This window comes from Porticoccus sp. Uisw_050_02 (assembly GCF_047729555.1).
Lineage (GTDB): Bacteria > Pseudomonadota > Gammaproteobacteria > Pseudomonadales > Porticoccaceae > Porticoccus.
Window position 1 is genome coordinate 987719 of the sequence record NZ_CP159825.1, and the last position, 12503, is coordinate 1000221.

11 protein-coding genes and 1 pseudogene are annotated in these 12503 nt (G+C 41.0%); 7 read left to right on the plus strand and 5 right to left on the minus strand.

The features are described 5' to 3' along the window. Window position 1: 1 nt before the first annotated feature. The 5 genes and pseudogenes from uppS to rpsB form a co-directional block, all read right to left on the minus strand. Window positions 2-763 (minus strand): polyprenyl diphosphate synthase, encoded by a 762-nt coding sequence (uppS, locus tag ABXT41_RS04740; protein ID WP_415390379.1) that lies wholly within the window; start codon window positions 761-763, stop codon window positions 2-4. Window positions 764-777: 14 nt separating this feature from the next. Next, window positions 778-1335, minus strand: a complete 558-nt coding sequence (frr, locus tag ABXT41_RS04745; protein ID WP_415390380.1) for a ribosome recycling factor — start codon at window positions 1333-1335, stop codon at window positions 778-780. Then, window positions 1328-2065, minus strand: coding sequence for a UMP kinase (gene pyrH / locus ABXT41_RS04750; protein WP_415390381.1), 738 nt, complete (start codon window positions 2063-2065; stop codon window positions 1328-1330). Before pyrH ends, frr begins: the two co-directional genes overlap by 8 nt. A gap of 81 nt (window positions 2066-2146) precedes the next feature. After that, a complete protein-coding gene (tsf, locus tag ABXT41_RS04755; RefSeq protein ID WP_415390382.1) occupies window positions 2147-3010 on the minus strand; it encodes a translation elongation factor Ts in 864 nt (287 codons plus the stop codon). Between the two features lie 216 nt (window positions 3011-3226). Continuing rightward, window positions 3227-3952, minus strand: a pseudogene (rpsB, locus tag ABXT41_RS04760) (30S ribosomal protein S2); the annotation flags it as partial. A 315-nt stretch (window positions 3953-4267) separates the two neighbouring features. On the opposite strand from rpsB, the gene map reads away from it, so the two are divergent. The 7 genes from map to dapE all read left to right on the plus strand — a co-directional run bounded on the left by map (window position 4268) and on the right by dapE (window position 12478). After that, window positions 4268-5038, plus strand: a complete 771-nt coding sequence (gene map / locus ABXT41_RS04765; protein ID WP_415390383.1) for a type I methionyl aminopeptidase — start codon at window positions 4268-4270, stop codon at window positions 5036-5038. After that, complete coding sequence (gene glnD, locus ABXT41_RS04770; protein ID WP_415390384.1) at window positions 5038-7776, plus strand: [protein-PII] uridylyltransferase; 2739 nt, start codon at window positions 5038-5040, stop codon at window positions 7774-7776. Before map ends, glnD begins: the two co-directional genes overlap by 1 nt. Before the next feature lie 89 nt (window positions 7777-7865). Further along, entirely contained in the window at window positions 7866-9071 is a 1206-nt protein-coding gene (gene dapC, locus ABXT41_RS04775) for a succinyldiaminopimelate transaminase (RefSeq protein WP_415390385.1), read from the plus strand. Window positions 9072-9079: 8 nt separating this feature from the next. Beyond that, window positions 9080-9733, plus strand: coding sequence for an endonuclease III (gene nth / locus ABXT41_RS04780; protein ID WP_415390386.1), 654 nt, complete (start codon window positions 9080-9082; stop codon window positions 9731-9733). 151 nt (window positions 9734-9884) lie between these two features. Continuing rightward, entirely contained in the window at window positions 9885-10244 is a 360-nt protein-coding gene (locus ABXT41_RS04785; RefSeq protein WP_415390387.1) for an ArsC family reductase, read from the plus strand. Between the two features lie 39 nt (window positions 10245-10283). Then, window positions 10284-11318, plus strand: coding sequence for a 2,3,4,5-tetrahydropyridine-2,6-dicarboxylate N-succinyltransferase (gene dapD / locus ABXT41_RS04790; protein WP_415390388.1), 1035 nt, complete (start codon window positions 10284-10286; stop codon window positions 11316-11318). Between the two features lie 11 nt (window positions 11319-11329). After that, window positions 11330-12478 carry a succinyl-diaminopimelate desuccinylase gene (gene dapE / locus ABXT41_RS04795; RefSeq protein ID WP_415390389.1) on the plus strand — a complete coding sequence of 383 codons (1149 nt, stop codon included), beginning with the start codon at window positions 11330-11332 and terminating at the stop codon, window positions 12476-12478. The last annotated feature ends 25 nt before the right edge of the window (window positions 12479-12503 follow it).

The window sequence follows — 12503 nt, forward strand, 5'->3', positions numbered from 1 at the left end:
TCTACTTCCTGTTAATTTCTGCATTAAGCAATACTTTTTCTCGTTTACCAAAACGTCTATGTCGTTGCTGGTAATCAAGCATTGCAGCATCAAAAGCTGCGCCATCAAAAGATGGCCAGTAGCAATCCGTAAAATAAAATTCTGTATAAGCCATGTGCCACAACAAAAAATTGCTAATTCGCTGCTCTCCTCCGGTGCGAATACAGATATCAGGAGGAGGCAGTTCGGATAGACACATGTTTTCGTTGACGATACCCTCAGTTATCTCATCTGGATTCAACTGGCCGGACTCAATGTATTGTGCGATTTTTCTTGCAGCCTCTGTGATTTCCCATTTTCCTCCATAATCCAAGGCTAGCACCAAAGTACGTTTACCATTTTCTGTTGCGGCTTCAGTATCCTCAATTAATTTAATTAATTTTGAGCTGAAGTATTCTCTGCGGCCAATAACCTTTAGTTTCACACCTTTCTTTTTTAAATTTTTCAATTCTTTCTTGAGATATAAGGCTAGCAAGGACATCAGGGCTTTGACTTCTATCTTTGGTCTCTTCCAGTTTTCACTACTAAACCCAAAAAGCGTAAGTGTGCTGATATTATATTTTTCGGCAGCATCGAGAACATCGCGAACTCTTTCGATACCCATTTTATGGCCTTCGATTCCACGCAAGCCCATCTCATCGGCCCATCGATGGTTGCCATCCATTATAATCGCTACATGGCGCAAAGGATTTACAGGGGCTACAATTTTTATAGATTTTTTCATAGGATGGCCTTGAGCTAAACCTCCATCAGATCAATTTCCTTGGCGGCCAAGACCTCTTCAATTTGTTTAACATATTTGTCAGTTATTTTTTGGATATCATCCTGCACTCTTCGTTCATCATCCTCAGTAATTTCTTTCTCCTTATGTAATTCTTTTGCATCTGAAAGAACATCACGTCGAGTATTACGAACAGACACTCTAGCGCTTTCTGCCTCCGCGCGAGCTTTTTTTATAAAATTCTTCCGAGTTTCCTCTGTTAGCTGCGGCATGGGAATACGGACAAGCTCTCCAGTAGATGATGGGTTTAATCCTAAATCAGATTTATGGATTGCCTTCTCTACCTCTGGTATTAAATTTTTCTCCCACACAGAAATAGACAAAGTTCGAGCATCCAAAACATTAACATTCCCAACTTGGGATAGCGGTGTATCGACACCGTAATAAGATACTACTAGACCATCCAGCAAACTGGGGTGAGCTCGCCCTGTGCGAATTTTATTAAAAGCGTGAGATAACGCAGTTACACTTTTAACCATACGCTCTTCTGCATCTTGCCTTAAATCATCAAGCATTATGTTGTTCCTCAATCAAAGTTCCCTCGTCCCCACCTACCACGATATTTAAGAGCGCTCCAGGTTTCGACATGCGAAAGACCCTGAGAGGCATGTGATGCTCGCGACACAAACAAATTGCCGTTAAGTCCATTACACCTAATTTTTTTTCTAAAGCTTCATCATAAGTAAGACGGGGATACATTGTAGCATCAGTGTTTAATAGCGGGTCTGAGGAATATACGCCATCAACCTTGGTCGCCTTTAAAACGATTTCTGCATCAATCTCGATACCGCGCAAACATGCCGCAGAGTCAGTGGTAAAAAAAGGGTTTCCTGTGCCCGCAGAAAAAATTACCACGTCCCCGCTGTCAAGATAACGTGTAGCCTTACGACGATCATATTGCTCCATAACACCACTCATTGAAATTGCAGACATTACATGCGCAGAAATATTGTTACGATCAAGGGCGTCCCTCATAGCCAAACCATTCATCATAGTCGCCAGCATGCCCATATGATCACCAGTAACACGCTCCATTCCGGCAGCATTAAGTGCAGCGCCTCGAAACAAGTTCCCTCCTCCAATAACTAAGCCTATTTGAACGCCAATACCAACCAACTGACCTATCTCGAGAGCCATCCGATCTAGCACTCTTGGATCAATACCAAAACCCTCATCGCCCATTAGCTCCTCACCACTTAACTTCAGCAGTATTCTCTTATACTTTTTGTCTCCAATAGAAGGCATATCTTTACTCCAAGGTTATCTTTCTTGGCGCTGTTTTTCTGAGTATAAATAAAAACGGAGACCTAGGCCTCCGTTTTTATTTTACTTAGCTGCACTAATCTGTGCGGCTACTTCTGCAGCAAAATCTACTTCAATCTTTTCAATTCCTTCACCAACTTCAAATCGACAAAAAGAGAGGACCTCGGCGCCAGCATCTTCTAGCAATTTATTTACTGTAATTTCTGGATTCTTGACAAAAGGTTGATTGATGAGACTGGATTCTGATAAAAACTTATTAATACGACCAGTACTCATTTTTTCAACTATCTCCTCTGACTTACCGCTTTCTTTAGCCTGTGCAATAAAAATTTCTTTCTCTTTTTCCACCAAAGAATCAGGCATATCTTCTGGCTTCACTACTTGAGGGTTGACTGCAGCAATGTGCATGGCAACATCTTTAGAAACAGTAGTATTGATACCCGTTAGCCCTACTAAAACACCTATACGATTGTTGCTATGTATGTAAGTCCCAATAACTGGTGCCTCCATTGTCTCAATTCGTCGAATACTTATATTTTCGCCTATCTTCTGGACTAAACCCTGCCGAGAATCTTCCATGCTTGCAATAAATTCATCAAAATGGAATGACTTTTCATTAAAAGCTTTGTCAAGACAGACCTCGACAAACTTTACAAACCCTTCATCGCGAGCCGCAAAATCTGTCTCAGTATTGATTTCAATCATCACACCATAAGTGTTGTCTTGAGACAGCCTCAGAGCAACAACACCATCAGCAGCTATGCGGCCTGCCTTCTTAGCAGCTTTCATACCGCTAGATTTACGAAGATCGTCAATTGCTTTGTCGATATTTCCTTCGGACTCTGCCAAAGCTCTTTTACATTCCATCATTCCAAGACCGGTGCGGTCACGAAGATCTTTTATCATAGATGCAGAAAACGCTGCCATTATCTTACTCCCTGCTTTATTTTAATCATTTGAATTCGAAAAAGGGGGCAGAGCCCCCTTAATGTTCATTTGAACAAGCTTAAACCATTACTCTGCAGCTTATATTTCTGCCTGAACGACTTTTGTTTCTATCGTGGTAGATTTATTCTTATCTTGAGTACTGACTAAATCAGCAGTAATTTCTGCTTTAGCGAGCTCACCTTTAGTCTCTGTAGCTGCCTCTACTTCAATAAACTCGTCCTTGGCTACAACAACATTTGCATCAGCTCTTCCTTCTAAGATTGAATCAGCAACAGCAGAGCAAAATAACTTAATTGCGCGAATCGCGTCATCATTTCCAGGAATTACATAATCAATGCCATCAGGATTACTATTTGTGTCAACAATGCCAATAACAGGAATTCCAAGCTTGTTGGCTTCCTGTATCGCAATACGCTCATAATCAACATCTACCACAAATAATATATCCGGAAGCCCCCCCATATCCTTAATACCACCGATGGAATTATTAAGCTTTTCCATTAATCGGGTTCTCATCAAGGCTTCTTTTTTTGTAAGTCTGTCAAAAGTTCCATCTAGGCTCTGGGCTTCAAGGTCACGAAAACGCTTAATAGAGGCACGAATCGTTTTATAATTAGTCAACATCCCTCCTAGCCAACGATGACTAACGAAAGGCATTCCTGCTCGATGAGCCTCTTCAGCTATGGTTTTTTGTGCAGCTCGCTTGGTACCAACAAACAAAACTTTATTATTGTTAGCGCCCATCTTGCGAATCATCCCCAACACTTCGTTAAAGACTGGGACGGTATGGTCTAAATTCAAAATATGGATTTTATTGCGAGCTCCAAAAATAAACTTATCCATTTTTGGATTCCAGTAGCGAGTCTGATGCCCAAAATGGACCCCAGCCTGCAACATATCTTTCATGCTTACAGCTGTCATAATTTTTTCCTTAAATTAGGGTTAAACTTACATACACCCCACAAGTCAACTTGCCGCAAAGCAAGCACCCAGACAAGCGTGTCGATATATGCGCGTCATTAGTCTCTATTTCTTGCTTAATACTAGCTTCACTTTAGTGTTGATAATAGCTTCAAAGCGGTGCGCTTTATACCATAATTAAGACAATTTGTGAAAGAAAATAATCTTTAAATCTATAATATAATTGGATTGCTTGGAGCATTCCAATTCTAAGCTGCAATCCTATATAATATACAGAAATATTCTTCAAAAAAATTTTTGATACGGAAAAAATTTATGCCTGTTCATATAAAAAATTCTGACGAACTTGACAAAATGCGTGTTGCTGGAAAACTTGCTGCAGAAGTCCTAGAGTTAATCGAGCCCTATATTATATCCGGCGTATCAACTGAAGAGTTAAATCAAATCTGTCATAACCATATCGTGGATGTTCAGAAAGCTATACCTGCGCCTTTAAACTATAAAGGCTTTCCTAAATCTATATGCTCGTCAGTTAACCACGTTGTTTGTCACGGTATACCTTCAGAAAACAAGCGCTTAAAAAATGGTGATATTGTCAATCTAGATATTACTGTTATTAAAGATGGGTATTTTGGAGATACAAGCAAGATGTTTTTTGTAGGAACCCCCACCAGTCATGCCAAACGACTAGTCAATATCTGCCAAGAAAGTCTTTATAAGGCCATAGAAATAGTAAAGCCGGGCGTTCGCCTTGGAGACATTGGTAATATCATTCAACAACATGCTGAAAGCAATTATTATAGCGTCGTAAGGGACTATTGTGGGCACGGCATAGGCACAGAGTTTCATGAAGATCCCCAGGTGCTTCATTTTGGACGGCCTGACACAGGCTATGAGTTACAAGAGGGCATGACGTTCACGATAGAGCCTATGCTTAATGCCGGCAGACATCACACTAAACTAAAAAAAGATGGGTGGACAGTAGAGACTGTGGACGGCCGACTATCCGCTCAATGGGAGCACACTCTTGCTGTTACTGCCAGTGGAGTTGAGGTTCTAACCGCCCGTAGTGAAGAAAATTTTTGATGACAAAACCAGCTACAATCTCTAAAAAATGTTTAATTCTTTTTAACGAAGAGCAATTTTGTAGCGATTTATTAAAAAAAGATCATATTCAAGTATTCAAAAATGCTATCAGTCTAACCAATGAAAATCTTGACTTCAGATTTTATCAGGGAGAGCAAACCTCAGTATTAATTGCAGAAAAGACCTCCTTTATTGATCTAATTCTTCGACATGCATGGAATAAATTTGACTGGGATGAAAAAATATCGCTTGTAGCAGTAGGTGGCTATGGGCGCGGCGAACTTCACCCTCAATCAGATGTTGATCTGATGCTTTTAATTCGCTCTGGCAAACCAAGCCGTTACCGAGAAGACATAGAAGGTTTTCTGGCGTTTCTATGGGATATTCAACTAAAGATCGGTCACAGTGTTCGCTCAATATCGGATTGCATTCAAGCCGCGAAAGATGATATCACTATAGCAACCAACCTGATGGAAACGAGAACAATATGCGGTGAAGAAGGGCTTAGGCGGCTCATGGTAAGAAAGACAGGAGCCTCAAGGATATGGCCTCTCAAAATTTGGCCGTCAAATAAATTCTTTCAGGCTAAGCTGCTGGAACAAAATGAGCGTCACGAAAAACATGGCAATACTGAGTACAACCTAGAGCCGAATATCAAAGAAGCTCCGGGAGGGCTGAGAGATATTCAAATGATCAATTGGGTTGCCAAGCGTCACTTCAATGTTGACTCTTTAGAAGAATTGATTGGCGATGATTTTATTACCTCGGAAGAATATCTTCGACTTAAGCGAGATGAGGCTTTTCTTTGGAAAGTGCGTTACTGTTTACACTTAACAGCAGAAAGGCCAGAAGAGCGCTTGCTATTTGATCATCAACGCAAAATTGCAAAAATTTTTAACTATGAGGATGGTGAAAAACGACTAGGTGTCGAGCAATTTATGCAACACTACTACCAAGTAGTGTTATCTATTCGCGAACTAAATGACGTTCTTCTTCAATATCTTGATGAAGTAATTATTCGCAAAGATAGGGCCAAGGAAAACTATTTACTAAATGAGCGCTTTATCGTGAGGAATCAACACATTGAAACTACTAGCGATCATGTTTTTGCCAAGCACCCATCAGCACTTCTTGAAATTTTCTGTCTGCTAGGCGAAAACAAAAATATCCTAGGTATTCGTGCTGCTACAATTCGTGAAATTCGCCAGTATCGCAAATTAATCGATCAGCCATTCCGTAACTCATCAGCCCACAAAGCGCTGTTTTTGCGCTTATTGCGATCGCCTCATAGTATGACCACTCAGCTTCAACGTATGACTAGATATGGCATACTGGGAAGGTATTTGCCTGAATTTGGGAAAATTATCGGGCAAACGCAGCATGACCTCTTCCATCAATACCCTGTAGACGCTCACACACTTCAGTTAATTAAAAATATGCGTACTTTTGACAAGCCGGAGGTGGCTCATAATTTCCCAATGACTTCCCATGTGTACAAGCAACTACCAAAACCTGAGCTAGCGTTTATTGCTGGACTCTATCACGATATGGGCAAAGGTCGAGGGGGTGATCATTCTGTTTTAGGCGCAGTGGACGCTGCTAATTTTTGTAAGCGTCACGGTCTTTCAGAAGAAGAAGTCAAGTTGGTCTCATGGCTGGTGGAAAATCACCTATTGATGTCTAGTACATCTCAGCGATCTGATATTTCTGACCCGGATATTATTCATAAATTTGCTAAAGTAATTGGCACTCAGGTTCGATTAAACTATCTGCTTGTGCTTACCGTGGCTGACATAATTGCCACCAATCCAGCACTATGGAATAGCTGGAAAGCATCTCTTATGGCCCAATTATACACTGAGACGAAAAAAGCCTTAAGTCGAGGGCTTGAAAATCCAGTGAGCCGAGAGAGTTGGGTGCTAAACACCAAAACTGCTGCTATAAAAGAGATGGCTAAAGATAACGTCAATAGTGAAATTGTCAAAAAAATATGGGGCGATCTTGATGGCGAGTTCTTTCTTAAAGAGAGCGCGGATGATATTGCTAGATACACCGTAGCGATCTCAAAGAAAGAAGATATAGCAATCCCGGTCATCTTAATAAAAGACAAAGGAGTAGAGGCTCCTGTTGCTACACAGATATTCATACATACTAACGGCCTGTATAACGTATTTCCTATAACCGCAGCCACGCTTGACAAGCTGCAATTAAGAATTTTGGATGCCAGCTTACATAGAGATACAAAAGAAAACACTTTTGATATTTTTTATGTCCTTAATGAATCAGGCAAACCATTTGGAGGTCAGACTAAGGTCATCGCACAGATTGAGGCGGCGCTAAAAAAAGCATTCCAAAACACCAACCAATCTGTTGTAGATGTGCAACGAAGAATTCCATCAACTCTTAAGCAATTTAGCATGGCCACTATTGTAAATATCAGCAATGATATCGACAAAATGAGCACAATGCTTGAGGTCATTACACCAGATAGGCCTGGCCTGCTAATGCATTTGGGTCAGATTTTCATGAAATTCAACTTACGACTACTTAGCGCAAAAATCTCAACCCTAGGAGAGCGGGTTGAAGACATTTTTCATCTGGTAGACATGGGCTATCAACCCTTAAGTGATCCCCTTTTATGCGCGCAGATAAAAGAGACTGTTTGTTACGAACTTGATGCTCGAGTAATGGAGCAAATAGAGGGCGCACCACTTCAAAAGATGAATCTTTGGGAATAAAAAATTCAATAACAAACTAAGAGTGATAGAAACTACTAAGCTATTTTGGAAAAATCAACCACCAACCATCAACTTACGATACAACAACAATGAATAGAGACCTTGATAAACTTCACCAGTATCCTTTTGAACGGCTATCATCACTGCTTTCTGAGATTGTACCACCAAAAGAATTGGCTCATATATCACTGTCAGTCGGAGAACCAAAGCACTCACCACCCAGCTTTGTTGAAGAAACAATTGCAGCCTCAATGCATAAATTATCAATGTATCCAAGTACAAAAGGAGCTCTGGAGTTCAGGCAAGTAATTTCAGATTGGTTAAAAAATCGATTTATATTAAAAGACATAGATGCAAACACACAGGTATTGCCAGCAAATGGAACCCGAGAGGCTCTTTTTGCCTTTGCTCAAGCCACTATTGATAGAGAAAATCATCCACTTATCCTAATCCCTAATCCTTTTTATCAAATCTATGAGGGGGCCGCACTCCTTTCTGGGGCAAGATTGCATTTTCTTAACTGTAACGAGGCAACAGGGTTTTTGACAGATTTTAGTTCTGTCACAGCTGAAGTCTGGGATGCGTGTCAACTAATCTATATCTGTTCACCCGGAAACCCTAGTGGTGCAGTGCTTGGCATGACTGCTCTGCAAGAATTAATTAACCTTGCTGATCGACATAATTTTATTATCGCAAGCGATGAATGCTACTCAGAAATATACTATAACGAAAATAATCCACCTACTGGCTTGCTAGAAGCTTGCGCCAAAATGCAACGCAATGATTACGCTCGTTGCATCGTTTTTCACAGCCTCTCAAAACGCTCTAATCTGCCCGGGCTAAGATCTGGATTTATTGCAGGAGACGCAAATATTATTGCATCGTTTTTGCGCTACCGGACATATCACGGATGCGCTATGTCTCTTATCACTCAATCAGCCAGCATCGCTGCTTGGAGCGACGAAGTGCATGTAAAAAAGAACCGAGAGAAATATCGCCAAAAATTCCAAATCTTTCAACAGATTTTAGGGGATTCTTTGCCATTAAACATACCGGATGCAGGATTTTATCTTTGGGTCAACATTCTTCCTGCAGGAGTAGGTAATGATGAAATTTTTTCTAGGGAATTATTTTCTCAGCAAAACGTCACCGTATTACCTGGTCGTTATCTTGGGAGGCTCTCAAATAACAGCAACCCTGGAGAAAATTACGTAAGAATGGCCTTGGTGGCCACTGTAGAAGAGTGCCGAGAAGCGGCAGAAAGAATCAAACAACTTATTGCATCTTCCAGTTAAACTAAACCATGCTAAAAAAACAAAGGGCAAGCTATGTCCTCCATAGACTGAATGAACTCTACCCCTCTCCACCCGTACCTCTAATACACAAGGATACTTATACTTTACTTATTGCAGTTCTGCTGTCTGCACAATGTACCGATTCTCGAGTTAACCAAATTACCCCTGCATTATTCAAGAAAGCGGACAATCCAATGGGCATGTCCACCCTGCCAATAAAAGACATATACGACATCATTCGTCCCTGCGGTCTAGCTCCACAAAAATCTAAAGCTATTTCTGGACTGTCAAGTATCCTCGTTGAGAAGTTTAATGGCGCAGTACCAGAAGACATTACAGCGCTTGAAAGTCTACCTGGAGTTGGCCACAAGACAGCTAGCGTTGTTATCTCGCAAGGTTTTGGTCATCCTGCATTTGCAGTTGATACTCATATTCATCGTTTGGCTCAGAGATGGGGTTTCACCAATGGGAAAAGTGTTACCCAAACAGAGAAAGATTTAAAATTTTTATTCCCCAAAAAAAGTTGGAGCGCCCTTCATCTGCAATTTATTTATTTTGGTCGTGAATTTTGTTCCGCTTGGAGCTGCGACGGCACAATTTGTGAAATCTGTACAACTTTATATCCAAACAGAAAAAAGCCTTTGAGGACCAAAAAATCCTGATATTGCAATCGCCCCCAACTCCTCCTGACTTTTTAATTACAGTTTTCATTTTTTAATTAAAAAAAATTAGGTATATTTTTTGGTAACTACCGCACTATCCCTCTATAATTTCAGATGAAAAAAAATTCTATCACTATGTTTTGATAAAAATATGAACAAAATTACGATGTATGGCATAAAAAACTGCGACACGATACGTAAAGCGACTAAATGGCTCAATCAAAACAACATACATCACCAGTTTCATGACTTGCGAACCGATACGCTGACCAGGGTTATGCTAGAAAAATGGGTGCTTGCGGTTGGCTATGAAGTTATTCTTAATAAAAGAGGAACCACATGGAGAAAGCTTCCTATGGAAACTCAAAAAAAAGTTTCTGGGCTCAACATCATACAAATACTGCTGGAGCAACCGACAATGATTAAGAGGCCTATATTAGATGTAGATGGCTCTATCCATGTTGGATTTACATTAGGTCAGTACAAGGCAATTTTTGCTCACCAATCTTAACGTAGTTTATTTAATAATTTTCATTCGGGAAGTATAAAAATGACAACAATCTTTAGCTTTGGCTTGGGTATTGGTACTCAAAATAAAAGTACTGCATGGCTGGAAGTCTTTTACCCAGAACCCCAATTAAACCCTGACGAATCTTTGGTGAAAATACTAAAAAAAACACTAGGGTACGCTGGTGGAAACCATGCTATACCCTTAAATAAGGCTCTGCTAGAGAAGCTTTCTAATGCATTTCTAGACACAAACAAATCTAATCTTGCCTCAATTGTAAACCAACTAAAAAATACTGAGAGGCCAGTCATAGCAACCATATTAGAAACTGACAGTCCTGTGGTTTCGGTGCCAGAGGGATATCTAAAGCTTCACCTTCTTTCACACAGGCTTGTCAAACCAAACAATATAAACCTTATTGGAATATTTGGGGTCCTTCCAAATGTTGCATGGACGAATGAGGGTGCTATCGATGTTAACGAACTTGCCGAACGCCAGCTGGCCTCTCGTCTGAGAAGTTCCAATTTATCAGTTACAAGTATAGATAAATTTCCCAAGATGGTTGATTACATAGTGCCATCAGGAGTCCGAATTGCTGATACAGCAAGAGTTCGCTTAGGGGCTTATATTGGGGAAGGAACCACTATTATGCATGAGGGTTTTGTAAACTTTAATGCTGGAACGGAAAATACAAGCATGATTGAAGGACGCATCTCACAGGGGGTGTTTGTAAAAAAAGGCTCTGACTTAGGTGGCGGGAGCTCAACCATGGGCACCCTATCGGGCGGCGGACAAATTGTTATCACTATAGGGAGTCAATGTCTGTTAGGCGCTAATTCTGGGCTAGGTATCCCTTTAGGAGACCGCTGCACTATTGAAGCAGGCCTATACATCACCGCGGGTACAAAAGTTAGCCTGCTGGATGATTGTGCGAAGCTTGTGACTCAAACCAAGGCTCGCAACTTGGCTGGTAAAAATGATCTTCTGTTTAGACGTAATTCCGAAACAGGTGCAGTCGAATGTCTAACCAATCATTCAGCTGTAGAATTAAACGAAGTTTTGCATTCTTCAAACTAAAGGCCAAATACATGGATACCGCTCTACCAGAACTTTCCACAACACTGCAATTGGCTTACGAATTAATAAAGTGTGAATCTATCACACCTAATGACGCTGGGTGCCAAGACCTAATGATTGGTCGCCTTAAATCTGCCGGCTTCAGTATCCAGAACCTCCCTAGCGGCGATGTAAAAAACTTCTGGGCAGTGCATGGAGCAACGGGACCCACATTTTGTTTTGCTGGTCATACAGATGTCGTTCCAATCGGTGATGTGAAAAGCTGGGTTCGCCCTCCATTTGAACCTCTAATAGAAGGGGACCTGCTTTATGGGCGAGGTACTGCCGACATGAAGGGTTCTCTAGCAGCAATGGTCACTGCGGCAGAAAGGTTTGTGTTAACTTATCCGGATCATCCAGGAAAAATTGCTTTTCTTATCACTAGCGATGAAGAGGGGCCAGCCACAGATGGAACAATAAAAGTCATTGAGTGGCTACAGCAATCTAACCAAATTCCTGAATGGTGCTTGGTCGGCGAACCCTCAAGCACGAAAATCGTTGGCGATGTGATCAAAAACGGTCGCAGGGGGTCATTGGGGGCAGAGCTGACTGTCAAAGGTATTCAGGGGCATGTTGCATATCCCCAGTTAGCGGACAACCCCATTCATAACATTTCACCAGCGTTGTCTGACCTAGTGGCTGAATGCTGGGATAAAGGAAACGAATTTTTTCCGGCTACAAGTTTTCAAATATCTAATATTCAAAGTGGCACAGGAGCCACCAATGTGATCCCAGAAAAAGCTAAAGTATTGTTTAATTTTCGGTATTCGACTGAGATTACAGAAAAAGAAATTAAAGCCCGGACAGAAGAAATCTTAGATAAACACAATCTCAACTATAAAATCTCATGGGTGTTGAGCGGAAAACCATTCCTTACCTCCAAGGGCTCTCTGGTAGAATCAACAGTAGAAAGTATTTTAGAGGTGGCTGGTATAAAAACTCAATTATCGACTGCAGGGGGTACATCGGATGGTCGCTTCATTGCACCCCATGGAAGCCAAGTTGTTGAGTTGGGGCCAATCAATGCCACCATCCATCAGCTTAACGAATGTACGAGCGTTAAGGGTCTTGACTGCCTGAGTGAAATCTATCAAAGAATCCTTGAAAAACTACTTATCTAGAACCAAAAATCAGTCGCTTAAAATC

Coding starts and splice junctions, on each gene's coding strand:
- tsf (WP_415390382.1), bottom strand. CDS start 3,010: ATGGCAGCGTTTTCTGCATCTATGATAAAAGATCTTCGTGACCGCACC.
- ABXT41_RS04785 (WP_415390387.1), top strand. CDS start 9,885: ATGAACAAAATTACGATGTATGGCATAAAAAACTGCGACACGATACGT.
- uppS (WP_415390379.1), bottom strand. CDS start 763: ATGAAAAAATCTATAAAAATTGTAGCCCCTGTAAATCCTTTGCGCCAT.
- dapD (WP_415390388.1), top strand. CDS start 10,284: ATGACAACAATCTTTAGCTTTGGCTTGGGTATTGGTACTCAAAATAAA.
- frr (WP_415390380.1), bottom strand. CDS start 1,335: ATGCTTGATGATTTAAGGCAAGATGCAGAAGAGCGTATGGTTAAAAGT.
- glnD (WP_415390384.1), top strand. CDS start 5,038: ATGACAAAACCAGCTACAATCTCTAAAAAATGTTTAATTCTTTTTAAC.
- pyrH (WP_415390381.1), bottom strand. CDS start 2,065: ATGCCTTCTATTGGAGACAAAAAGTATAAGAGAATACTGCTGAAGTTA.
- nth (WP_415390386.1), top strand. CDS start 9,080: ATGCTAAAAAAACAAAGGGCAAGCTATGTCCTCCATAGACTGAATGAA.
- dapE (WP_415390389.1), top strand. CDS start 11,330: ATGGATACCGCTCTACCAGAACTTTCCACAACACTGCAATTGGCTTAC.
- map (WP_415390383.1), top strand. CDS start 4,268: ATGCCTGTTCATATAAAAAATTCTGACGAACTTGACAAAATGCGTGTT.
- dapC (WP_415390385.1), top strand. CDS start 7,866: ATGAATAGAGACCTTGATAAACTTCACCAGTATCCTTTTGAACGGCTA.